Raw genomic sequence first — 24,722 nt, 5'->3', positions numbered from 1 at the left:
CTTTCTACATGATCTCCAATGTGACCCGGGTGCCTTTCCCGCCCGGTTCGGACGGATGAACGATTAATTTTTTCGGCAGACGCGCTCTCAGCTCCTGCACATGGCTGATCACTCCGACGGATAAGTTGTCCGATTGCAGCTTTTCGAGCGCTGTGACAACGGTGTCTAAGAGCCCTTGGTCAAGAGTTCCAAATCCTTCATCTAAGAAAAAGAATTGCAGCGGGTATTGCCCCCGCAGCTGAATCTGGGCGGACAAGGCAAGCGCAAGCGACAGCGATGTCAGAAACGTCTCTCCGCCGGAAAGGCTTGATACGGGCCGTTTGACGCCTCCGTTCGCGTCATCACGCATGACGAAACCGCCTTCTGAATCGACTAATATGGCATACCGCTGCCTTGTCAAAGCTCCGAGACGGGCAGAGGCGTCTCGAGCCACGCTTTCCAGCTGTTCTTCCGCTAAAAATTCGACGAATGTATTGCCTTTACATACAGACTGGAGCTTATCAAGCCTGTCAATCTGTGTCTGCCAGCTTTTCAGTTCGGCTTCAATCTCTTTAAAGCGCTTATGCTGTTTTTGCATAACCGCGAAGGCTTTTGCCTGTGCTCCTTTTTCCTCCATGGCGGCGCCTGACTCAGCCTCTGCCTGCTTCAGCAGAGAAACGGATGCTGTCCATTCTTCCTCCGATATCCGGCGCTCGGCTAATTTATCAGTAACACGGCTGATATTTGCCGATAGCTGTTTTGAGGTGTCCAAGAACTCATCTATTTCTTTTTTCATTTCCTCTGCACGCCCTTGCGGAAGCAGACTTTTTTTGACTTGGTCCGGGTCGGCAAACCCGGTGTCTTTTGACCTCACGCGCCAGTCGTTTTGCGCTTTCTCAAGGGAGGTCTCAGCATCCCTGAGTGACATGAGACTCCCGGATTCCCGGCCTTTTGCGTCATTCAGTGATTGCTGCGCCTGCTTCAGCGCGTCGAATAGGGACTGTTCTTTGGATTTTAACAGCTGTAATTCCTGCCGCACCGCTTCAAGCTTTGCGGAAATTGATGTTTCTTCGGCTGCTGTTCCGAGCTCTTGTTCATATCCGTCAATCACCAGCTGCAGGCGCTCAGACGCATAGTGAAGCTCGAGCCGTTCCCGTTCAAGCCGATGCTTCATCTCCTGCAGGCGTTCTTTCTCCTCTTCATGTTCCTTGAGGAATGCGATGCTTGTTTCAATGCGCTTCTCACATTCTTCTGCCTGCCTGTCCTTCTCATCTATCGAAGCCTGCCAGGCGTCAATCCGGTTTGGCGGAATATCACCGCAGACTTCATTGTACTGATTCAATCGGCTTTCTGACAGCGATTCAAGCTCTTCTAATGAATGTCTGAGACGGCCGGCTTCTTTTTCCTCGTAGCGGATTCGTTCGGCAAGCTGCTCAGCTTGTTTCACCGTCTGCTGATGCGCGCTGATCAGTCTTGTGACCTTCTCTTTTACCGACAGCATATCCTGTTTCATTTGTTTCCACTCCAAGCGGACGGCGCTGAACGCTTCATCAAGCGGGCGTCCGCTGATGGAGGAAGCGGCTTCCAGCTCCGGAACCCGGGCGCTTTGCAGAAACGGACATTCTTCGGTAAAACGCCCCGACTGCTCTTCTAATGCAACCTTGGCTGTCAGCACCTCCTGAGAAAGAGCCGCCGCCTCAGAAAGCAGCGCTTCAACCTGCTGCAGCTGTTCCTGTACAGCCGTATCAGGCGAGAATGTTTCATGAGCGGAACGCGGGCGGTCATGCTGCGTCGAGCCGCATACAGGACAAGGCTTTCCTTCGATTAGTTTTTCCGATAATTCTTTTGTTAATGCAGCCGTTCTCGCTTCCTCTGAGCGCCTGCGGAGATCGGCTTGCGTTTTGTCAGCCCGTTCGGCTGCGGCTTTCAGTGAACGTTCCGTTTCACAGATCATATGGTAAACGGTTTGAAGCGTTTGATAAGCGTGCGTAATGTCTTCCTCTTCCGTTTTCGCTTTCGCTGTGAGCGACTCGCTTTCTCCGTTCAGCTTCTCCACGTTTTTCAGCTGCGTTGTCAGATTGGCCCGCTCTTTCGTGATTTGTTCCTGTGTCTGCTGAAAGCCCGCCGCCAGCTGTGCGGCGGTCTGGCATTTTTTCCGTTCATCGGCGGTCACTTGAACTGCTTTCAGCTCTTCTTTCAGCTCATTCTGCCTGTTTTGGCCGCGGGTCAGGCGGTCTTTCACTCCGGCCAGCTGTTTCGAGGCGGCTTCGTATTCTTCCTCTTTTTTGCTGTGTTCCGCATTTGTTTTTTCCGCTTCTTTTTTCGCTTCAAGCAGTTTTTGTTCAATGGCTGAAAGTCTTTGATACAGCTCTTCTTCCTTGACAAGCTTCGGCTCCTGTTCGGCCTTATGGGCCCGCCATGCTTCATAGGCTTCATTTTGCCGGGTAAATGAAACGGTTTCCGCCTCTGATTTCCGTTTGGCCAGTTCGTGTTCCTGTTCGGCGCGCTGCTTCCGGCGGACGGCTTCTGTGTAACGGTCTGCGTACGGCTCAAGGGCGAGAGCTGTTTCCGCCTCTTTAAGACGCTCAGTCAAATCCGTGATGTACGGGCGTCTTTCCTCAAGCTTTTTCTCCCGGCGCTCATATTCATCTCTTTCTGTCTGCAGGTTCCAAATTTCCTGGTGATTCTCAAAGCGCTCTTTTGCCCGGACCCGTTTCTTCTCAGCTTCTTCAAGCCGTTCGTTCGCTTCGTGAAACTGCTGTTCAGCCTGCTTCAGCGCATCTTCTCCTGCGTCTCCGAGGCCGGATTGTTCGGCCAGCATTTCATTTTTTTTCGCTGCCGCTTCCTGCGCCCGCCGCCGCAATTTTTTGACAAGCCTGTCCCCGTACTGTTCCAGATTAAACAGGCGCTGGAGCATATGTCTTCTTTCCGCGCCTTTAAGTGACAGAAACTCGGCAAACTTTCCTTGCGGCAGCACGACGGCTCTTGTAAAGTCGTCAATGGTCAGGCCAAGAAGCTCTTCCACCTTTTTGTTCACTTCATTCGCTTTATCGGCCAGCACCGTTTGTTCGTCTTTGATTTCAATCAAGCGGCAGAGGGCGGTTTTTACTTTCGTTTCATCCGTTCTCTTAAAAACGCGCTCGACCTTGTAGGAAACCCGGTGGCCGGATTGAAGCGCGAATGTAAATGAGACGGCGAGCTGATCTTCGGCATGATTCAGGATGCCGTGCGTATTATTTGCGGCGCGCTCCACTTTTCCGTATAAAGCGAGTGTCATGGCATCAAGGATTGATGATTTTCCGCTTCCGGTCGGCCCGAAAATCCCGAACACCCCGGCTCCGGACAGTCCGGCAAAATCAATGGTCTGTTCCTCCCTGAAGCTGTGGAGCCCTTTTATCGTTAACAGAATCGGCTTCATGTCGCATCCTCCTCATCATCTGCTGACGCAAGCTCTAAAAACAGCTTGACCATCTCCTCATCCGGCACGCCGCCGCCCGTTTGTTTTTCATAAAACTTCTTAAATCGATCCTCAATTGATGTGTGTTTCACTTCAATCCGGTCATTTTCGGTCTCTTTTTCTTCAAAAACCGGCCTGATATGGATAAAGCCGGGATGCGCCTTTCTCAGCCGATGAATTTCCTCGAGAGAAAGCTGATCCGTCAAATGGATATCAAGATCGATCCAGGCATTCCGGTCACGCCCTTCATCAAGCCAGCCGTGAACCTCGCTCAGCCCCTGCGCTTTCCATTTGACGAGCGGTTTACCGGAAGACAGGAAAATCTCTTCCCACTTCGCTTCTCCGCCGGGCTTCGCTTCTACCACCGTCACCGATTTGGCATAACCGGCTTCCGAAAAGCTGTATGCGAGCGGAGAGCCTGAATAACGGGCAGCCGTCTTGGCGCGCTTGATCGTTTGCGGACGGTGGAGATGGCCGAGAGCCACGTAAGCCGCATCAGCCGGCAGGCTGTCAGCGGCAACTGTGTAAGCGCCCCCGACTTCAATCGGACGCTCTGAATCGGTCTGATTTCCCCCCGCGACATAAATGTGGCTCGCCGCGATTTTCACGGCATCGTCCCGGCACAGTCCGCACATGTGAGCAAACGCCTCTCTAATTTTGACATCGTAATGATCGCGAAGAAGCTTTTCCTCAAACGTATCAGAAAGCACTTCGTTTAATCTCGCCTCTGACGGATATGCCAGCGCGGCTACGGCTAACAGCTCGTCCGCCGACGGCACCTCAATATGGACGGGCTCTGTCCGCGGATAGCCGATTAAATGAATGCCGCGCTCATTTGTTAACGGAGAAGCCGCCGCCAGCCTGTCGGGATTGTCATGGTTTCCGGCAATGACGACAACCGGGCGCTTTCCGCCGTCAGAAAGCGCGGAAAGACTTTCGTAATACAATTGTTCAGCGAGCGCAGGCGGGTTGACCGTATCAAATACATCCCCCGCCATAATGACCGCATCAATATTTTCTTCCTTGACAATGGTATTCAGCTCTTCCAATACCTCGGCCTGCTCGCTCAGCCGGCTTCTGCCTTCCAGCGTTTTGCCGAGGTGCCAGTCAGCTGTATGTAAAATGCGCATACCGCATTCACCTCACTTTTTGATAGAAAAAAAGATCCGCTCCAAAAAGGAGCTTCGGATCTTGTTACAGTGTAAGAACGTGACCTCCATCGAAGAAATAGAGCGCACGCCCTTTCACTTTCGTTTTTGTAATTTGTTCAACCGCTTTTGTATACAATTCGATTTGTGTTTCATACCTTTTTTGCAGAATCGGAGCCGCGCCTTCAAATCCGTTCCGGAATTTCCCCTCTATCCGATCAGTTTTATAGTCCAGCAAATAGAGACCGTCCGCAGTTTCATAGAGGCAGTCAATAATCCCCTGCACGAGCAGCGGTTCACCGGCCGTTTCGGCATCCTTGTACACCTCGCCGGCCGGAAGCGCCATACTGAACGGCACTTCCCGGTCAATCCGCAGCGCCCCGAGAAGGTCTTTCCCGATTTCAGTTCCGAAAAACTGGACAATTTCTTCTATATCAATAGCTTCCTGCTGTTCTTCTGTCAGCAGCTCTTTTTCGTAAAGCATCCGGACCGTCCGCTCCGCTTCTTCGGCAGTCGGAACGTGCGTCAGCGGTATGTGCTGCATCACCGTATGCATCGCCGTCCCTTTTTCGGCGGCTGTCAGCCCTTTTTTCATCATAAAACCGGGACGCCTGTATAAAAGCGTGTCTCCTGACGGTTTGATGAGAGAGCGGCCGCTGTATTCATCCTCGTATTCTTGCTTTCTCTTCAGCTCAGAAACTGACTGCTTCGTTCTGATAGCCGTCAGCTCTCGGTACGGATATTCCCATTCAAGCAGACGGCGCGCCTGATCATCAAATGAAAACGAATCAGGAATCGGCTCGCCCTGCTGAATCGCTTTGAGACGTTTGTTCTTTTCTTCAGCACGTTCTTTCGGATTCTCTTCCAGCAATTCACTTTGCTGCAGCATCCGGATATGAAAACGCGACGGGTCGCGCGCGATATCCTCAGATGAGGAAAGTCCCGGCGTCCTGTGCGCCTCCATGTCACGGTGGCGGATGAGCGCCGGCCCGATAAAGTCCAAATAAGATGACGCCTGATAGCGGTCGAATTCAGAAAGAAGCCAATCGGCCCGGTCTGCTTGCGCCTGCCATTTGGCCAGCTGTTTTTCCCGGTTTTTGCAGGAACCGACGAGAAACAGCTTTTCCTTCGCTCTGGTCAGCGCCACATACAATACGCGCAATTCTTCGGATAAGAGCTCTCTGCGCATCTTTTTCTTCATCGCCACAAGCGGAAGAGTCGGATAGCTGATTCTGAGTTCCGGATGAATATACTTCGTGCCGAAACCGAGCTCTTTATCAAGCAGGTATGATTTGTTGAGATCCATCATATTAAAACTTCTGCCGAGTCCGGCGGTGAAAACGACGGGGAATTCAAGTCCTTTGCTGCTGTGGATCGTCATCAGCCGAACGACATCCTCCTGCTCGCTGAGCGCCCGGGCCGTCCCCAGATCATCGCCGCGCTCCTGCATCCGTTCAATGAACCGCAAAAAGCGGAATAACCCGCGGAACGCCGTCGCTTCGTACGAGCGCGCCCGGTCATACAAGACGCGCAGATTGGCCTGGCGCTGCTTTCCGCCTGGCATGCCGCCTGCATAGTCAAAATATCCGGTATCGCGGTATACTTCCCAAATCAGCTCAGACACCGAATGATTCGTCGAAAATGACCGCCACTTTTGCAGACTGTCATAAAAGGTTCTCAGTTTTTGATACAGGTCATCATGCCTGTCAGCGTTCGCTATATATGCTTTCAGCGCTTCATAAAACGGCGCTTTTTTCTTTTCAAGGCGTATCAGCGCAAGTTCATTTTCGTCACAGCCGACGATGGGCGATCGCAGCACGGAAGCAAGCGGAATATCCTGATACGGATTATCAATCACCTTCAAGACTGAAAGCGCCGCAGCTACCTCCACGGCTTCAAAGTAACCCGACGTCAAATTGGCGTACACCGGAATGCCCTGGTTTTTCAGCTCTTCCATTAATTGCGGCGCCCACGGCATGGAGCGCAGCAAAATTACGATATCCCGGTACTGGATATTCCGGTGTGTTTTTGTTTTGCCGTCATATACCTTAAACGGAGATGAGACAAGCTTTCGGATCTCCCCGGCTATCGCTTTCGCTTCCCAATGCACAGTTTCAAAGTCTTCGGCATCCTCGGAGCTGTCTGCGCCATCAGCGCTGTCAATGAGCAGCAGTTCCGTTTTTGCCGCGTCATTCGGCGGATACGATGCGCCGAGCTTCAATGCCGCCTGTTCATCGTAATCCACTTCGCCGATTTTTCCGCCCATCAGCTGCTTAAACAAGAAATTCGTACTGTCCAAAATATCGGAGCGGCTGCGGAAATTTTGGTTCAGGTCAATTTTCTGCCCCGCGCCTTCCCCGCTTTCTGTAAACCTTTTATATTTCCCGAGAAACAGCAGCGGCTCAGCAAGTCTGAAACGGTAGATCGATTGTTTGACGTCGCCTACCATAAACAGATTTCCCGCCTCTTCATTCCCGCTTTTAACAAGCTGCAGGATAGATTCCTGCACAAGATTGGTATCTTGATATTCATCAACCAGAACTTCATGGAACTGGTCTTGATAATAAACGGCCGCTTCGCTCGGCACCCGCCGGCCTTCTTCATCAACCGCAGTTAAAATCGCCAGGCAGTAATGTTCCAAATCTGAGAAATCAATAATTGATTTTTCTTGTTTCGCCGCTTCAAATCGTTTTCCGTACGATATCACGAGCTGAACGAGCGTTTCGATGACAGGCTTCATATCTGCTAAACTCTTTAAGTGATCTTGCGGACTTCTTGTAAAATAATCGGTCTTTACCTTTTCGATCAGTTTCTTCGCGCCGTTTCGCAAATCGGTCGCTTCGTCCAAAAGCGCTTTGTCAAATTCATCACCCTTTACCGCCTTCGCCCGCTTAAAGGAGACTGCGGGAACCCGTTCATACAGCGCATCGAAGTCATGCCGGCAGCTGATCAGCTCTTCTATCTGCTGAAGGTCATCCAGAAAATTATCAGCGCGCGGGGCCGGCCCGCCGGGCGCTTTTGTCAGTTCAAGCGCCTTTTCAAGCTTTTGTTTTGCCCCGAAGAGCGCCATTTCAGCATCTTCTTTCACATACTGGTAAAACGGAAGCTCTTCCATTTTGCTTTCTTCCGTCACATCATACAGGCGGACAAAGCTTTGCAGCCATACTTCCGGGTCAGGATGCGACCGGGAATACTCGTACACCCGTTTGACAAGGTCTTGAAGATCAAGATCATGCCTGTCTGTCGTATATCTGTCCGCAAGCTCAAAAAACGCCTGATTCCCTTTTGCGTATTCATCTTCAAACAGCTCATCAAGCACTTCGTCTCCGAGCAATTCGCCTTCCGTCTGGTCAGCCATCCGAAAACCGGGGTCAAGATCAATCATATAATAATATTTTTTAAGCACTTGCAGACAGAAAGAGTGAAGCGTCGAAATGCTCGCCCGATTCAAGAGAGAGAGCTGCCGTCTGATATGCAGAGATCCCGGATTTTTGGCGAGCTCTTTTTCTAATGCTTCCGCGATCCGATGCTTCATCTCCGCTGCTGAGGCGTTTGTAAAGGTCACCACAAGGAGCCTGTCAACATCAACCGGATCTTCTTCCGCGGTTATCTTTCTGATCATCCGTTCCACGAGCACGGCCGTTTTACCTGATCCGGCTGCGGCAGCGACCAGAATATCGCGGCCGGAAGAAACGATGGCGCTCCATTGGTCATCCGTCCATATGCTGTCTTTCGGTTTAGGAATTTGCATCATCATCCGCCTCCTTCTTCAGCCAATCCAGTATGGTGCCGTCTTTTTCCGCTTTCAGGCTGCGGTATTCATTTTCCTTAAGCGACTCATCAAACTGGCACACCGATTGAAACGCACAGTACGTACAAGGCGTCTTATCTTTCAGCTTATACGGGGTAATGGACACAAGCCCGTCCGTTATCGCTTCGCCCGCCTGTTCAAATGTCCGCCGCACATGGTCTGTCAGCAGATGAAAATCCCGTTCGCTGACCGCGGCTGAGTCGGATCTTAAAGAACCGTCCTTTTTCAAACCGGCATTGACGATATTTGAACGCCCTTCCTCCAAAGTCGTGTCCATCAGGCTGATCGCCTCCCGGTCACCGAGGAGAAGGCCTTTCATTTTAAATTTCTTAAAAATTTCCTGCTCGATTTCATCAAGCCCCATCGGCAGACTGGCCTGAATCATCGGATCATGAATATGGAAATACAAAACGCCTGCCGGGGTCGCTTTCATACCGAGCCAATCTTCGGAATGTGTAATCGATAAGTCAAGATATGTGAGCATTTGCAGAGCGAGCCCGTAATACACCTCAGCCAGATCAAGCCCCCTGTCGCTTGATTTATAATCAACGATTCTCAGCAGCAGGCCTTTTGAACTTTCCGCTTTATCCACGCGGTCGATCCGTCCGACGAGTTCCATCGTACAGCCGTTTTTCAGCGTGAAAGTGAGCGGAGGCAGCGGCCCGCTTCCGCCGAAACCGAGTTCAAGACCGACCGGGACGAAACCGCTCGCCCTCGCATGCTCGCTTAATATGCCTGAAACACGCGTGACGATCTTCTGCAGTTTTTCCTTCACATAAAAGTGTCTGTTTGAGCTGAGCAGAATCTCTTTTTGCAGCTTTGGCGCAAGCCGTTCCACCGCTTCATAGGAGAAATTCTGGCACTGATCTTTCGTCAGATCGCGCCATTCCAGCTTCTGCTCACGAAGCCGGTCTGAAATCAGCTTCAGGCTGGAGTGAAACAGCTGGCCGATATCAGGCGCGTCCAGCTTGAAAAACTGCCGCTCTTTTAATTGAAGCCCGTGAGATGCAAAATGAGAAAACTGGCAGGCATTAAACGCCTCCATCCGGGAGACGCTTCCTTTAATATGCTCGCCGTAAAGCTGGCGCGAAACAGACCGTTCAAGACGCTTCGCCTCATTGCGGAAAAACAGGCTTGAAAACAGCTTTTTCGCACGCTGGTGATCAGGCTCTTTCATCAGCACATTGTATGCGCTCCACCATACGTCACTGATCTCGTACTCTCTTGTCCACAGCCTGAGCTGGCTTGCCGTATATGTCTGAGCCACCTGTTTATTGACGAGATACTGAAGCTGCTCTGCTTCGCTTACCTGCTCGGGATCAGCCGCTGACAGCTTTTCCTGATGATCGGGAAACAGCTCGCCAAGCCTGTTTACAACGATTGACGGCAGGAGCGTTTTTCCTTCCGCATCGGCAATCGGGTATGATACATAAAGACGGTCAGACGGACTCGACAGCGCCATATAGATGAGAAAATGCTCATCAAGCAGCCGCTCACGCCCCGCGGAAGACAGCTCCACTCCGACCGCTTTCAGCCACTCCCGGTCATCATCAGACAGCACGCCGTTTTCATCCGGGCGCGCCGGAAGAACGCCGTCATTGGCCCCGATGACGAATGTGCAGGACGTGCCGTACATTCTTGAGAGATCCATATTCCCTACAAATACTTGGTCAAGCGCAGGCGGAATTAAAGAAAAATGAAGCGATTCCGTTCCCGTTTCAAGCATTTGCTGGAACAGCGCCAAAGATATTTCATCTTCACCCATCATGCCGGCAAACTCCTCGAGAAGCTGGATAACGGCATCCCACGCCTGGCCGTGCTGCTGCGCTTCGATCATGTTTCCGGCCTCTTCGGCCCGCTGCCTTTTCCGGTCCAGCTTCAGGGGAACATCGGTATCTTCCAAAAAGAGATAAAGAGCCTCCGCCATGCTTTGAACCGTTTTCGCTTTTTTCATCCGGTTTTGAAGCCGGACAAGGGGCGCGGCCATCCACTCTTTCGTCTCATTCAGCATGTGCTCCATCTCTATTTCCTGATCTGTCTGCGCGAAATCCTCATCGAGCGATACGAAGCGCCTGTATACAAACCGCTCGCCGCTCGTCCAGCGCTCCCCTTTAATGCCGTAGGCGATACAGTAATTTTCAAGCTGATCAACCTGCTCCCTTATTTTCTGCTCCGGCTGATCAAGCGGGAATAACAGTTCGGTTTTCGCACAGCGGAACACCGCTTCATATCTCCAGTTCCCCTTCACGACATCCAGGCTTGAACGGATGAATTCAATAAGCGGGTGATGCTGCATAGAAGCTTTTCCGTCAATAAAATAAGGAAGCCCGTAATCGGCAAACACTTCCTTCAGCAAATCTTTATAATCTTCCGGCTGACGGATGAGAATCGCCATATCTTTGTACCGGTATCCTCCATCCCGGACAAGTGATTGAATTTCCCGGGCAATACCTTCAAGCTCAGCTCTTCTGTTTTGCGCCTGCATGACGGTAAAAGCTTCCTGTCCGCCGGTATACGCCGCGGCGGGACGCACATCGTACTGCGACTCTATACAGGCAAGCTCCGGCGCATACTGATGCCGCTTCGTGCCATGCAGTTCCTTGCAGGAAATATCGGCATTCAATTCCTTTGCCGTCTGATAAAGCTTATAGTATGTGCTTCCCGTCATTCTGAACAGATCGAGCTCATCCGGTGCCTGTTCCGCCGAAGGGCTGTCCGCCGTCAGCGAGAATGTGACATGTTCAGCATGCATGAGCAGCTGCTCCAGCACCCTTAATTCCTGCGGCGTAAATTGATAGAATCCGTCGACGTAAACACGGGCGCCTTTTACAACGTCCGCCAAAGGAATCTGCTGAGCGAGCAGCGTCAAATAATCCTCTGAATGCAAATAGTGTCCGGCGAGGCTTCTTTCCATCTGCTGATATAAAATGCCTAAATCATGAAGTTTTTCAGACAGCATCCGCTCTCCGCGATATTCTGACGCCGTTCCGCTTTCCGCCATGCGGCGGACGTCTTCAGGCTCAATACAGTACCGCTTAAACTCTGTCAGCATCCGTTCCACCTGCTCAGTGAACCCGGTTTTGTCACTCGCTTTTTGATACACTTTAAACTCGTGCTTATATTCTTCAATCAGTTTCCTTAAAAGCATCTGCACACCCGTCGTCGTCACAAACGGGCGGTTCATGCCCCCGGTATGCTGAAGCACGCGCCACGCCAAACGCGAAAAACTGAACACTTGAGCGCGTATCATGCCGCCGATATCCGGCGTTTTAGCAAGCTCATATTCCATTAAAAACGTCATTTGATCCGGGACTAGAAAAATGATCGGTTTCCCGAACGGCTCCCGGCGCAGTTCATCTTGAATGCTGTCGATAATCAGCCTCGTTTTCCCACTCCCCGATCTGCCTACTAAAAACTCAACACCCAAATTAAAAGACCCCTCTCTTTTTATCTTTCTACATTTTATCGAAAGTTGACGAAAATGACCAATCTCATCTGCTGGTAAAAACGGGATGACTGTTTTAAAACATATCGTTTTTGACCAAATTAAAGAAAAAAGGATTAAATATGATGTCAGAATATCCCGAAGTGATTGTGCGAACGATTCTGTCGTTCAGCATTCTGTTTATCGGCGCCCGGATACTCGGAAAACAAACCATTTCACAGATGACGCTTTTTGATTTCATTGCGGCCATCTCGCTCGGCGCCATCACGGCAAATCTGTCGTTTAATACAAAACTGCCGATTCATTTTACTGTCAGTGCTTACACGATTTTCGTGGCAATCATTTACCTTGTCGCATATCTTTCTATGAAAAACAGGGCCCTTAGGGGTTTCTTTGCAGGCAAACCGACCATTATCATTCAAAACGGTAAAATACTTGAGCATAATATGAAAACGATGCGTTATACCATCGACTACTTGAACCAGCAGCTGCGTGTAAATGACGTATTTGACATTTCTCAGGTTCAGACTGCCATCATTGAAACAAACGGCAGCATGTCAGTGGAGGTCAAACCGGAATTTGCGCCCGTTACAAGAAAGGATCTCGGCATCTTTGCCGGACATGAAAAGAACTTTGCCGTTGAGCTGATTATGGACGGCCGGCTGGTGATGAAGAATCTGGAAGAAAACCACGTATCGGAAAAATGGCTGAGAGAAGAATTGGACAAGAGAAACCTCAAACCGGAAGACGTCGTATACGCTGTGCGCGGAAGCAACGGCCGGCTTTTTGTCGACACATACGACGACCATATTACATCGCCGCTAGATCAAGAATAAAAATGACATCCGCACATGTCACGGGCTGCCGCCGTATAATACCCTATAAACATCCGGGGGTGAGTCCAATGCACGAGAATTTTTTTCATTATACAGCCATCTGCAGTGACGATTCTGTGCTTATCAAGGATCTGGTAAAATCCATAAACGGTGAATACAGCGCTGTGATTTGCTACTCAATATTAGCCGAAAAAGCGCCGACCGCAGAAATCAGAAGACGAATCGAACATATCAGAGAGGAAGAAGTGCGCCACCTGCACGCTTTCTCTTCACTGTATACGTCAATTACCGGAAAACAGTTGACGCCGAAACAGACGGAGCATTGTCCGCACACATACAGAGAAGGACTGAGGGCGGCGTTTTATGATGAGCAGAAAACGAATGATTTTTATTTGCAGGCATCCGATAGAGCGGTGCATCCGGAAGCGAAGCGGTTATTTGCCCGCACAGCATTTGACGAGCAGCGTCATGCCGTCTGGTTTTTATACGATATGGCCCACTCTCCTTTCCACCATACAGGGGGAACGGTATCAAACGCGCCGAACACAAGCTACACCGAGGTAAATACCGGCAAATAACGGTTCAGGCAGATCACGCTCCCCCGCCGGGAGTCTTCAGACCGCTGACAAACCCCGTTCTTTCAACATGAGAGAATGGGGTTTACTTTTCGAGCCGTTTTATACTCCCTCTAAACAATGGATACCTTCTTCATTGTATAATCAGCAAAAACCCTTTATAATAAAATAAACCAACTGGTCGGTTTTTAAGGAGCCGAACCTCATTTGGCGGAAAGGATCTGTGTGAAGTGACAAATACAAAAGGCGGTGCCGGAAAGAGCGAAAAGACGAAGAACAGGCTCGTATCCGCTTCGCGTGACTTATTTGCAAAAAAAGGATATTCAGAAACATCGATTCGGGAGATTTTAGAGGCGGCCGAAATCAGTAAAGGCAATCTATATCACCATTTTAAAGGAAAAGAGTTTCTGTTTCTTCATATCATGGAAGAGGATCACCGTGTGATGATCGAGACGTGGAGGGAAATGGAAGCTGATCTGAAAGATGCTGCCGAAAAACTGGCGGGCTTTGCGGAGCTGCTCAGCCGGATGAGCATCAATTACCCGCTTATGAGAGCAAGTGAAGAGTTTTATGCGAGTGCGTTTACGTCAGAGGAGGTCGTAAAGCGGCTCAACAAAATTGATATTGAATATGACGATGTGATGAGAGAGATCTTAGAAGAGGGAAATCAAGACGGCAGCTGGTCCATTCATCATGTCGAATCAAAAGTAAAAATCCTGCTATCCGTCTTCTACGGTTTAGATGTGTTATATAAAAACGATACCATTCAGCAAAGAATCGAATTGCAAAAAGAAGCCATCTCCGTGTTTATTCACGGGTCGATCAGCGCTGATAAACAGAATGACAGCTGACAAAGGAGAAACAACATGCAAAAACCGATCAGAGAACAAAAGGCTGTACTCATCATCTTATTAAGCAACATATTTATTGCGTTTTTAGGCATCGGATTGATCATTCCCGTTATGCCGCTGTTTATGAATGTGATGCACTTGACGGGCAGCACAATGGGATACCTTGTCGCTGCCTTCGCCGTTGCGCAATTAATTGCATCCCCCATTGCGGGGAGATGGGTTGACCGCTTCGGCAGAAAAATCATGATTCTCGCCGGACTGTTTTTGTTCGCATTATCCGAACTGACCTTCGGATTGGGCACACATGTCTCCATTTTATATTTCGCAAGGGTGCTGGGGGGCATCAGTGCCGCTTTTATCATGCCCGCTGTTACAGCGTATGTCGCAGATATTACGACGGTGCAGGAAAGATCGAAGGCGATGGGCTATGTATCTGCCGCCATCAGCACAGGGTTTATCATCGGGCCCGGCATAGGAGGATTTATTGCCGATCACGGCGTTCGTATGCCGTTTTTCTTTGCGGCGGGAATTGCATTTATCGCAGTGATTTCCTCTGTCTTTATGCTGAAAGAGCCGTTAACTAAAGAAGAACGCGCAAAGCAGCTGGAAAGCGTCAAAGAATCAACCTTCTTAAAAGATTTGAAAAAGTCGATTCATCCAAACTACTTGATCGCCTTTATCATCGTTTTTGTTTTGGCATTCGGACTGTCGGCGTACGAAACGGTATTCAGCTTATTTACAAACCATAAATTCGGCTTCACGCCAAAGGATATCGCCATTATTATTACGTTCAGCTCCATTGTGGCGGTCCTCATTCAAGTACTCGCGTTCGGAAGACTTGTCAACTTCCTCGGGGAGAAAAAAGTCATTCAGCTTTGTCTGATCATCGGCGCTGTGCTGGCTTTCGTTTCTACGGTGATGTCAGGATTTTTGCCCGTGCTCGCTGTCACCTGCATCATTTTCCTTGCGTTTGATTTACTGCGCCCGGCACTGACTACTTATTTATCGAAAATCGCAGGAAATCAGCAGGGGTTTGTTGCCGGTATGAACTCAACATACACGAGTTTGGGCACCATTTTCGGCCCGGCTCTGGGCGGTATTTTATTTGATATGAATATTCACTTCCCGTTTCTGTTCGCAGGTGTGGTTTTATTTCTCGGTCTGGGATTGACCTTTGTGTGGAAAGGAAAAGCGGGCGAGGTTTCGGAGTAGGGTGCACTCACCCATCCCCGGAGCTTTTTTTGCGTTTGCGATAAGAAAAATGAATGGATTATGAGAAATAATTCATTATTTATTTATCTCAAAATCTATACTATAGTAATAGTAAGGTTAACGAGCTTAACAATTTAATATGAATGTTTCAGGAAGAAGGGTTTTCATTGAAGAAAGACAAACATCTCCTTACGGATATCTGGTTTATTCTCATCAGTGCGGCAGGGGGGTTTCTTCTTTCGCTTACAGGGATGTCGATCGCCTGGATGCTCGGAACGCTGGCCGCCGGCTGCATCCTCTCCATGACGAGGCCCCGCTGGCTGTTCATGGCGCCTGACAGAAGAGGGATTCACCGCAGATGGCTTGCAGCGGGACAAATGATCCTCGGCATCGAACTCGGCCAGAAACTGAACCTGTCCGTTCTGTCGGTTTTACGGGAGCATTGGCTTCCGGTAGGCTTCATGCTGATTTTTTCTATCGTGATGGCGCTTGTTTCCGGATATGTGCTCTTTCGGTTCAGCCGGACGGACATGATGACAAGCTTTGTAGGCACGGCGCCGGGCGGTTTATCCGCCATGCCGGGTATCGCCCAGGAAGTCGGCGCAAACACCGCGATTGTAAGCCTTATTCAGCTGACGCGCGTCCTTTTGGTCGTCATGACAATACCGTTTCTCGTCATTTTCTTATTTACCAAACAAAACGGTGCAGCTCAGACATCAGCCGGAGCCGTTTCGGCAGGAGCTTCACATCCGGGCCTTACTCCCGTCTTGTTAACGGCCGGATTTATTTTGGCTGCCTGGCTTGCAAGCAAAGGCGCAAAACGGCTGAAATTTCCCGCCCCTTGGCTGCTCGGCAGCATGATCGGCGTTGCTGCTGCGGAAATCGGCGTGTCCGCCTTGGCGGGCAAAGACATGCTGGCCTGGTGGCCGCCGGAAGCGAACCAGCTGTCACAAATTTTTCTCGGCGCCACAATCGGATCAAAAATGTACAAAAGCATGTTCACCGGTGTGACGAGAGTGCTGACCGTCGGATTTATTTCTTCCGTCGGATTAATCGCCGCCATGATTCTGAGCGCGGTTGCGGTTTCTAAATTAACGGGCATCTCCATGATTACATCTGTTCTCGCCTTTTCTCCCGGCGGGATCGCCGAGATGGCGGCGACTTCGATCACCCTGCACGAAGACTCGACTTTCGTCGTCGCGGTTCAGGTCATCCGGATCGTTCTCGTCATCGCCATGCTTCCGCCCTTCTATCGGCTGCTGCACCACCTTTCTCAGCTGAAACGGGCACACGGTGAAAGAGGCCGGGCAGAAAGAGGAACATGAGCCGAATAAAAAAACACGCATCCATATGCGTGTTTTTTATTTGAACAGCTCTCCGCCGCCATTTACAGACCGCCAGTTTGCTGAAAGATCACGGAACAGCCGTTCAGCAAATAACAGTTCTTCATCTGTATAGCGGTCTAAAAACGCCAAGAGCCGCTTTTTTATCAATTCATGATATTCATGATGAAGGGAATGCAGCTCTTTCCCGGCAGGAGTCAGCCGGAAATAGACTTCTTTTTTATTGTCGCTCAGCCGGGTCCTGCGCAGAAAGCCGGCTTCCAAAAACTTCGCGCAGCTTCTCGACACGGTCGGCTTTGTCGTCTTCATTTTTTCCGCTATTGACGTGACATTGATCGGTTCATGATCTCCGATACACGACAAAATGTGAATTTCCGTCAAGGTCAGCTGTAATTTTTTTCCGTTTTCTTCACGGAGTTCGTCCATCCGTCCGGCCAACGACGCCCTGATGTCCTCCTGACACCTCTCCTGCTCGTGAAAAATATCTGTCAGCCCTTCAAGAATCATGTGTTTTGCATGGTCTGGCTGTCTTCTGTCCAACTGCTGAATCACCCTTCCGTATTGATTGTTTCTTTTACTATAACGTTTTGTTACACAAGAAACAATCACACAGGCGCATAAAAGGGTATCAGATGAATCCCCATCTCTCCAAACCGGCCAGAACAGCTTCTTCCGCTTCACGTCCCGAGCCGCCGGCTGCCCATGCCGCGTGGCCGTCCGGCCGGATTAAAACGGTGTGGACGTCATCCCAATCGGCACGTGTTTCAGCAAGCTCCGCCCTGACAGCTGCCACGCTGTCCGTATCAATACCGGCGGGAATGCTCCCTCTTAATGATAAAAGCACAAAGGCGCCCTTATGAAGAAAATCATACAGCCGGGTCAGCCGCCCGTCATGAAGGATCAATTCGATATCCGGCAGGCGTTTTCCGTTTAGGATATGCGGCGGCAGCTCCGCATCCGGTTCATAATGCAGATCAAGCGCGGATACTTTTCCCGCCAATAAACGGTTGGACTCCTGAAAATCCAGCAAAGCGGTCATCGTTTCTCTTAATGCCATCCCCGACTCGGTAAAATCCATGAGCTTTATCTGGGTTTTTATATTGTGCAATACTTCTTTTCCTGTGCTTTGCCTTTCCTGATGATAGCTGTCCAGAAGATGAGGCGCCGCTTTCCCCTTCATTTGCGCCGCCAGCTTCCAGCCGAGGTTGAAGGCATCCTGAAGCCCCGTGTTCAGCCCTTGGCCGCCTGCGGGAAAATGAATGTGCGCCGCATCACCGGCCACAAAAACCCGGCCTGATCGGTATTGTTCGGCCTGACGCTCGGCATTGCCGAACCGCGACATCCATACCGGATCACTCAATCCGAAATCAGTGCCGCATATCCGCCGCAGGTCTTCTTTCAGCTCATTTTCGGTGACCGGCTCTTCCTTCCGCTTTTGCGGAGCGTGCGGAGAAACGATGAGAACGCGGAAAAGTCCGTCCGTAAGAGGGACAATCACAACCGATCCCTCCAGGCGGCACGTTGAAAAAAAGGAAGATTCGGGCGGATGTGTCAAAGCGGCATCACAGAGCGTTCCTGTTAAGTCGGCATCAGTGCCCGAAAAAGCGATGCCCGCCTGTTTCCTGACAATGCTCCCCGCTCCGTCTGTACCCGCGGCATATAAGCTGTGAAGAGTGCGGATACCGCTTTCGTCCCGGAACACCGTCTCCACTCCGTCATCCGTCTGGGTGACAGCCATCGCTTCCGCCCCGCGGATGATGTCTGCGCCGAGACTTGATGCATACTCCTCCAAAATCCGCTCCGTTTCTGCCTGAGGCAGCATTAACGAATAATTCTGCTTCGTATCCAGCCGAGAAAAATCCAGCCGTGTATCCAGCATGGAAAAATGGCCGGAAGACACCTTCGTCCCTTTTTCCAAAAAGCGTTCCAATATGCCTCTCATGGCAAAAAGCTCAAGTGTTCGCGGATGCATAATAAGCGCTTTGGAATATGGCACCGTCTTCTTCAATCGTTCAATAACAGTCGTTTTCACTCCGGCCAGCGCCAGTTCTGATGCAAGCATAAGCCCGACCGGACCTCCCCCGATAATGGCAGCCTGTGTTTTCATCTCATCAGCCCTCTTTCATATTTTTTGTTACACGAGTAACAAAATCACCAAAAAATAAAACGCCTCCTTTTTGTTTCGCGCGTAACAATTTTCATTATAGTCTTCCCTCTGCTTTTTTACAATCATTTCCGAAAAAAAAGACGCCGTTTACTTGGCGTCTGATTCACTGATGACTCCGACAATGTCTTTATCCTTAATCGGACCGAAATGACGGCTGTCGAGGCTGTATATGCGGTTGTCGCCAATAACAAAGTATTGTCCCTTCGGTATGCTTTTGCGCCCGGTCGTTTCCTTCAGCGTATAATCACCGGTCACATGGCTCCCGGCGGACAATGATGACTTTAACGGTTTTAAAAACGGTTCCGCCACCCGTTTTCCATTCACATACAGCTGATCCTCCCTGTATGCGATTGACTCGCCGGGGAGCCCGATGACACGTTTGATCAGCACTTTGCGGTGCGGGCCTTTAAACAGGACAATATCGAAACGGCGGATCGTTTTGTAACGATGGGAAAACTTGTTGACCATCAGCTCATTTCCTTGTTTAAAGGTCGGATTCATGCTGATTCCTTCGACTTTATAATCAATAAAAATGGCATTCTTTAATTGTATGGCCAAAACAACGATAAGCACGCCGGCTATAAACCAAAATCGTTTTTTCAAGATTCCTGTCTCCCTCCGTCTTTCTCATGCTGACTGATTCTCATCTGTAAACGCCGTTCGATATGCTTTCCGACATACCACAGCACCGCGATCACCATTATGGCGCCCGCCATCCTGAAAGGCTGTGTCATGAGTGCGTGAAGATCATACCCGATAAAGCTGATCATAAAGATCATGACCATTTTCCCCATAGCGGCTGCTGATATAAACTGCAGCGCCCCCACCCGTGACAGGCCGGCAACGATATGAACCGCAGCGGACGGCGTAAAGGGGAAGCAAAGTAAAATAAACAGCGGACCGAAACCGTGCCGCTCAACCCAGAGCATCATCCGCCTTATGGTCTGATGCCTGCGGATGAAACCGAAAGCTCTTTTCTGTCCGAAACGGCGGACGGCATAAAACATCAGCATCGATCCTGCCGCAGACCCGAGCCATGACAGAAAAAAACCTTCCCACAAACCAAATGCATTCGTATTCGCCACCACAAATACAACGAGCGGCAAAAACGGAAGAAACGCTTCAATAAAAGGCAGTGCAACCGCAGCCGCCGGGCCGAAAGCTCTATAGCTTTGGAACCATTCCGTCAGCTGTTCCTCAGTCAAATATGATAAAAATTGCTCCAACGTTTATACTCCTTAACGAGTTTGTCTATCCTTATTCTACACATTATCTCCAAAAAACGAAAATGTTTACGAGATTTTCCGACTTGAAATATCGTGTAAGCGAGTATAAAATAAGAACAAACGTTCTCTTTTTTAAGAAAGAAGGAGTATTTATGCCTGACATCCGGAGCGGCACCCGCGATCTCATCGAAAAAGGGCTGTTTCTGCCCATGGCGGCTGCCATCCTGAACCGGGACCTCGAAGCGCTTGATTCGTGCCCGTTCAAATTAAAACAACCCTATAAACAGCTTATCAGCTGCTCTTTAAAATTAGCACAAAAGGATTTGAGTGATGTTCGAAAAGAGTTAAGAAAGCGTAAAATTAAAATATACGAAGCGGAAAGAGACGAAGCATTTACGCTTTATATATGCACCATTAACGGCTATGAAGAAAAACACCGTTATTTCAACCCGAGAATACGGGAACAGGTAACCGCCTTATTAGAATATTACCTGTCTCTTGCGACCATTTAAAAAGCAGCCGGGACTGCTTTTCCTTTTCAGTTGATAAATTTCAGACTATTCACACTATACATTCGACATGATTTTCTTTATAATCGGGACACGCTGTTTTCAATGAAAAGGAGGAATGTTATGAAACTGATTCATGTTCTCGCCGCCCTGCCCTTTTTCGGAATTCTCGCCGGCATTCCATTTGCCAACCGGGTGACGCCTTATGTTTTCGGAATGCCTTTCATTCTCGCGTATGTCGTCATCTGGGCGGTGCTGACTTCCGTTCTGATGGCCGCCGTTTACAAATTGGACAAAGAAAACAAGGCGGGTGAGGCGGAATGAACGCAGCATTTCCCGTAATGGCCGCCGTGCTCCTGTTTTGTGTGTATCTCGGAATCCGGGCCCGAAAAGGAAAACATATGGACCTTGAACAATGGACAGTGGGCGGACGCGGCTTCGGCACGATGTTTGTCTTTTTATTAATGGCGGGAGAAATATACACGACCTTTACATTCCTCGGCGGAAGCGGATGGGCTTACGGAAAAGGAGGCCCCGCCTTTTATATTATCGCGTACGGCTGCCTTGCCTACATTTTGTCATATTGGCTTCTGCCAGCCGTGTGGACTTACGCCAAACAACACAAACTGATGTCGCAATCAGATTTTTTTATTTCAAAATACAACAGCCCGCTCCTCGGCATTCTCGTATCGCTCGTCGGCATCGCATCCCTCATCCCCTATCTCGTCCTGCAGCTGAAAGGGCTCGGATTAATTGTTTCAGCAACGTCATACGGACAGATTCCGCCCTCCGCCGCTGTCTGGATCGGCGCTGTCTCCATCACGATTTATGTGATGATATCAGGAATCCACGGTTCAGCGTGGATATCAGTCGTTAAAGATATCATGATTTTAGGCATCGTCCTGTATTTAGGCATTTATCTGCCCATTCATTACTATGGCGGGTTTACGGAGATGTTCAAACAAATTGAAACCGCAAAACCCGGTTTTCTCACGCTGCCGGAAACCGGACAGAGCGTTTCCTGGTTCAGCTCAACGGTTTTGCTGACCGCCCTCGGCTTTTATATGTGGCCCCATACATTTGCCGCTTCCTATTCGGCGGAGCATCCGCGGGTGTTTCGGAAAAACGCGATCATCATGCCTCTTTATCAGCTCGTCCTGCTGTTTGTCATCTTTACCGGATTTGCGGCGATTCTGCAGGTGCCCGGTTTAAAAGGGGCGGACACGGATCTCGCCTTATTAAAGCTGTCTGTGAAAACCTTTGATCCCTGGTTTGTCGGACTGATCGGATCGGCGGGCATTCTGACGGCGCTTGTACCCGGTTCAATGATATTAATGGCCTCAAGCACGCTGTTCGCCAAAAATGTGTACAAAGCCATTCTGCCCGGCACGACTGACGACAAAGTCTCACGGCTCGCAAAATACGCCGTACCCGTCATCGCGCTGATATCCGTATATTTTACGCTGAAAGGCGGAAATACCATCGTCACCTTGCTTTTAATGGGCTACAGCCTTGTCACCCAGCTTTTCCCCGCCCTCTTATTCAGCCTGCCGAAGCGGCGTTTCATCACAAGCCACGGCGCTTTTGCCGGCATAACGGCCGGGGTCGGAACGGTGGCCTTCATTACGCTGACCGAATCAACCATCGGAACCCTCTTTCCGTTTCTTCCGCAGATCGTTAAAGATATGAATACAGGCATCATCGCACTGGTTCTGAACATTGTCGTCATGTTTGCAGTCAGCGCCGCAGTCAGAAAAAAACAAATCAGCGCAGCCGAAAAGGCGGCTTAAATGGTAAGATAGCGGTAAGATACACGAAAGGGGAAAAACGCATGATCATGACAACGACCGAAACCGTCGCCGGAAAACAGATTACAGAAGTGAAAGGCTTGGTGACAAGCAGTATCGTCCAGTCCCGTCACATCGGAAAAGACTTGCTTGCAGGCTTAAAATCTGTCGTCGGCGGCGAATTAAAAAGCTATACCGAAATGCTGGAAGACTCCAAAAAAGCGGTGAAAGAGCGGCTGATCAGAGAGGCGGAGCAGCTCGGAGCGAACGCCATCGTCGGCCTGCGGTTCGAACTGACCGCAGGACAGAACACATCCGAATTAATCGGATACGGAACCGCCGTCACCGCCGAATCCATTTAAAAAACAAGCCTCTTTAAAGAGGCTTGTTTTTTTATTTCTCACATGCGATATAGTCTTTATCTCGGTCAAGTCTTTTATTTGCATTGTAAAGCGCTTTTGATACATACGGCTTGTACTTTGTTCTGCCGCCCTTGTTTTTCACTTTCGACGATTTGGCCACGCCGCCCTTATACACCTTGTTCAGCGCCTTGCAGTTTTGATACGTTTTTACCTTTGTTTTCGCTTCTGCCGTCTGCCCCGCTCCATATGAACAACCGAACACAAGACCGAAAGACAAAAGCACAGCCGTCTTTTTCATTTCTATCCTATCCCCTTTCCTGAATCATGCTGTATTGCTGAACATATCATAGTTCAAATAATCTCCATTTACAAGATAAATAGGAAAATAGGTTTAATTTACGTCCGCCCGTATATCTTTTATGGAATTTTTCCCAAAACCTTTTATAATATGAATTGATAGCGCTATCTGACTATGATGATAGGAGGAGAAATGATGATGAAAAAAGGGCTTCTTGCGGGTGTTCTCACTTCAGCCGTTCTATTCGGCGCATGTACGGCGGATATTCCGGGGGTGATCAGTCCCAATACGGCGGAAGCGGCGTCCCAGCTCAGCAAAGGAATCGGCGGAAGGGCCTACCTGAACAGCACGGGCTCAGTTCTCGTCACGAAAATTCAGCTTCCAAGCTCGATTCAGGTGTCAAATGGGACAGCCTATATTTACTCAGGGTTTACCGGAGGCACAGAGGCTGATATCGGACTTCAGTACAGTGACACCTATCATGTATGGAAACCGATCATGAAAGTCGGTTCAAAGGGACAAGGCCAGGTCCGGTATCTGGAAGGAGAAAGCCAATTCACCTATACGAAAGGCTTCCGGCCCGGCAGCACCGTACAGCTGACCATTTACAAAAATCTGAACGGCAATACCCGCGCCACATATTGGGGCACAAATAATGACGGATACACCGGCCGCATCATCTCAGAACTCTCCCAAACAAATGTAGGCTCTGTCTCAAAATGGAAAGCGCTCGCCACCGTCGCGGTCACATCAGAGGATCAGCGCCCTTACATCAAATCAAACTTCTCAACAGCCTTTACGAACATCACGATTGACAATAAAGCAGTCACACCTGTGATTGATACACAGGATTTTGCCAAATTGACAGTGTCAGGCAGCAGCGTCAGCATGTCTGTGGTCAAATAAAGAATTTTGAACGCAAGATTTCTGACATCGTGCGTTTCGTGAGGGTCTGCCGGATACGCAAATCCCTTATTTTTCGGATGACGTTTAATAAACAAACTCTGTTACATTCAAAATGTCGATTTCTATATAACAATTAGAGGAACCTCATTTGTTGAGGTTCCCCGTTATTCTCCAACTCACGCACCGGTTAACTTCACATACTGTCAGCCGGCTCAGGGCTGTCCAATTTTAGTTAGAATATAGCTTTAACAGGTCTTGTGCTGGAAAACGATCTGCATCGTTCGCCTCAACAAAATATGCCAACTGCCATTTTTGTGTTTCAATAGCTTGTTTGCTAGTGGGATTTTCCCATTTAGGGTAAACTCTAATTGCCATTTTTCCTTTTGTAGCGGCTGTTTTAAGGATATTTTGCTTTACAAGAACTTCTTTTGGAAAAATGAATTATCCAAAATGATTATTACTGGCAAAAGTATTGATAACCAATAAATCAGCAGCTTTTTTATATGAAAAGGCTTGATTTTTACCATCTCCATCTTTTTCCCAAAAAGCAACAAACTGTCCTATCTTGTCAGGCGTTATTTTTGCGACTCTGAATCGAACTGATTTTGAATGCAGCTGAAACATACCGGCCCCATACTCTGAGTTTTGAGCTTCTTCTTGAATATCATGTATCGTTAAGTGATTTGGTTCATAAAAAATTTTATTTACATGTGTTAACGCCTTATAAAATTCATTCACTGCTTCGTACTCCTTATTTTTTATAGTACGTCATCCATTGCTTCTTGATTAAAATGGGCTGATCATGTGTTT

The 24,722-nt window shown here is 49.3% G+C and carries 19 protein-coding genes and 1 pseudogene; 10 read left to right on the top strand and 10 right to left on the bottom strand.

The genetic code is table 11. The features are described from left to right. Positions 1 to 4: 4 nt before the first annotated feature. The 4 genes from sbcC to addB form a co-directional block, all read right to left on the bottom strand. The gene (gene sbcC, locus AC1RRX_RS04235) at positions 5 to 3,397 is read right to left on the bottom strand and encodes an exonuclease subunit SbcC (protein ID WP_144464056.1); all 3,393 of its coding nucleotides are present in this window, start codon (positions 3,395 to 3,397) and stop codon (positions 5 to 7) included. After that, positions 3,394 to 4,566: an exonuclease subunit SbcD gene (gene sbcD / locus AC1RRX_RS04230; protein ID WP_007409169.1), complete on the bottom strand. Its 1,173-nt coding sequence runs from the start codon at positions 4,564 to 4,566 to the stop codon at positions 3,394 to 3,396. The genes sbcC and sbcD overlap by 4 nt, the downstream gene beginning before the upstream one ends. Positions 4,567 to 4,630: 64 nt before the next feature. After that, a complete protein-coding gene (gene addA / locus AC1RRX_RS04225; RefSeq protein WP_144464120.1) occupies positions 4,631 to 8,335 on the bottom strand; it encodes a helicase-exonuclease AddAB subunit AddA in 3,705 nt (1,234 codons plus the stop codon). After that, positions 8,322 to 11,822, bottom strand: a complete 3,501-nt coding sequence (addB, locus tag AC1RRX_RS04220) for a helicase-exonuclease AddAB subunit AddB (RefSeq protein WP_144464058.1) — start codon at positions 11,820 to 11,822, stop codon at positions 8,322 to 8,324. The genes addA and addB overlap by 14 nt, the downstream gene beginning before the upstream one ends. A 140-nt stretch (positions 11,823 to 11,962) precedes the next feature. Here addB and AC1RRX_RS04215 point away from each other — a divergent pair, with 140 nt between their 5' ends. The 5 genes from AC1RRX_RS04215 (at position 11,963) to AC1RRX_RS04195 (ending at position 16,639) form a co-directional block, all read left to right on the top strand. Beyond that, on the top strand, positions 11,963 to 12,676 hold the full coding sequence (locus AC1RRX_RS04215) for a DUF421 domain-containing protein (protein WP_144464060.1): 714 nt from the start codon (positions 11,963 to 11,965) through the stop codon (positions 12,674 to 12,676). Positions 12,677 to 12,744: 68 nt separating this feature from the next. Then, a complete protein-coding gene (locus AC1RRX_RS04210) occupies positions 12,745 to 13,254 on the top strand; it encodes a ferritin-like domain-containing protein (RefSeq protein WP_007610501.1) in 510 nt (169 codons plus the stop codon). A 227-nt stretch (positions 13,255 to 13,481) separates the two neighbouring features. Further along, positions 13,482 to 14,102, top strand: coding sequence for a TetR/AcrR family transcriptional regulator (locus tag AC1RRX_RS04205; protein WP_144464062.1), 621 nt, complete (start codon positions 13,482 to 13,484; stop codon positions 14,100 to 14,102). Between the two features lie 15 nt (positions 14,103 to 14,117). Next, a complete protein-coding gene (locus AC1RRX_RS04200; RefSeq protein ID WP_007409175.1) occupies positions 14,118 to 15,314 on the top strand; it encodes an MFS transporter in 1,197 nt (398 codons plus the stop codon). A gap of 167 nt (positions 15,315 to 15,481) precedes the next feature. After that, on the top strand, positions 15,482 to 16,639 hold the full coding sequence (locus AC1RRX_RS04195) for an AbrB family transcriptional regulator (protein ID WP_025284526.1): 1,158 nt from the start codon (positions 15,482 to 15,484) through the stop codon (positions 16,637 to 16,639). A 36-nt stretch (positions 16,640 to 16,675) separates the two neighbouring features. On the opposite strand, the gene AC1RRX_RS04190 is transcribed toward AC1RRX_RS04195, so the two are convergent. From AC1RRX_RS04190 to AC1RRX_RS04175, 4 genes are all read right to left on the bottom strand, one after another. Next, positions 16,676 to 17,197: a MarR family transcriptional regulator gene (locus AC1RRX_RS04190; protein ID WP_012117244.1), complete on the bottom strand. Its 522-nt coding sequence runs from the start codon at positions 17,195 to 17,197 to the stop codon at positions 16,676 to 16,678. Positions 17,198 to 17,285: 88 nt separating this feature from the next. Then, entirely contained in the window at positions 17,286 to 18,764 is a 1,479-nt protein-coding gene (locus AC1RRX_RS04185) for a monooxygenase (RefSeq protein WP_061046916.1), read from the bottom strand. A 147-nt stretch (positions 18,765 to 18,911) separates the two neighbouring features. Continuing rightward, positions 18,912 to 19,427 carry a signal peptidase I gene (lepB, locus tag AC1RRX_RS04180; protein ID WP_003155158.1) on the bottom strand — a complete coding sequence of 172 codons (516 nt, stop codon included), beginning with the start codon at positions 19,425 to 19,427 and terminating at the stop codon, positions 18,912 to 18,914. Next, positions 19,424 to 20,050 (bottom strand): TVP38/TMEM64 family protein, encoded by a 627-nt coding sequence (locus AC1RRX_RS04175; protein WP_144464064.1) that lies wholly within the window; start codon positions 20,048 to 20,050, stop codon positions 19,424 to 19,426. Before AC1RRX_RS04175 ends, lepB begins: the two co-directional genes overlap by 4 nt. Before the next feature lie 152 nt (positions 20,051 to 20,202). Between AC1RRX_RS04175 and AC1RRX_RS04170 the strand changes: the two genes are divergently transcribed. The 4 genes from AC1RRX_RS04170 to AC1RRX_RS04155 all read left to right on the top strand — a co-directional run bounded on the left by AC1RRX_RS04170 (position 20,203) and on the right by AC1RRX_RS04155 (position 22,708). Next, entirely contained in the window at positions 20,203 to 20,562 is a 360-nt protein-coding gene (locus tag AC1RRX_RS04170) for a YhjD family protein (protein WP_012117241.1), read from the top strand. A 120-nt stretch (positions 20,563 to 20,682) separates the two neighbouring features. Beyond that, positions 20,683 to 20,883 (top strand): DUF3311 domain-containing protein, encoded by a 201-nt coding sequence (locus AC1RRX_RS04165; RefSeq protein WP_007409181.1) that lies wholly within the window; start codon positions 20,683 to 20,685, stop codon positions 20,881 to 20,883. Beyond that, positions 20,880 to 22,349, top strand: a complete 1,470-nt coding sequence (locus AC1RRX_RS04160; protein ID WP_144464066.1) for a sodium:solute symporter family protein — start codon at positions 20,880 to 20,882, stop codon at positions 22,347 to 22,349. Before AC1RRX_RS04165 ends, AC1RRX_RS04160 begins: the two co-directional genes overlap by 4 nt. 41 nt (positions 22,350 to 22,390) lie before the next feature. Then, the gene (locus tag AC1RRX_RS04155; protein ID WP_003155166.1) at positions 22,391 to 22,708 is read left to right on the top strand and encodes a YbjQ family protein; all 318 of its coding nucleotides are present in this window, start codon (positions 22,391 to 22,393) and stop codon (positions 22,706 to 22,708) included. A gap of 31 nt (positions 22,709 to 22,739) precedes the next feature. Here AC1RRX_RS04155 and AC1RRX_RS04150 read toward each other — a convergent pair whose 3' ends face one another. Continuing rightward, complete coding sequence (locus AC1RRX_RS04150) at positions 22,740 to 23,006, bottom strand: excalibur calcium-binding domain-containing protein (RefSeq protein WP_144464068.1); 267 nt, start codon at positions 23,004 to 23,006, stop codon at positions 22,740 to 22,742. Between the two features lie 195 nt (positions 23,007 to 23,201). Between AC1RRX_RS04150 and AC1RRX_RS04145 the strand changes: the two genes are divergently transcribed. Further along, a complete protein-coding gene (locus AC1RRX_RS04145) occupies positions 23,202 to 23,912 on the top strand; it encodes a YrpD family protein (protein ID WP_039252080.1) in 711 nt (236 codons plus the stop codon). Between the two features lie 228 nt (positions 23,913 to 24,140). Here the strand turns inward: AC1RRX_RS04145 and AC1RRX_RS04140 are convergent. Further along, positions 24,141 to 24,650, bottom strand: a pseudogene (locus tag AC1RRX_RS04140) (MepB family protein). Positions 24,651 to 24,722: the final 72 nt, after the last annotated feature.

This window comes from Bacillus sp. GW821-FHT11D08 (genome assembly GCF_058808515.1).
Note: the sequence above shows the minus strand (reverse complement) of the source record. Positions and strands in the feature narration are given on the sequence as shown.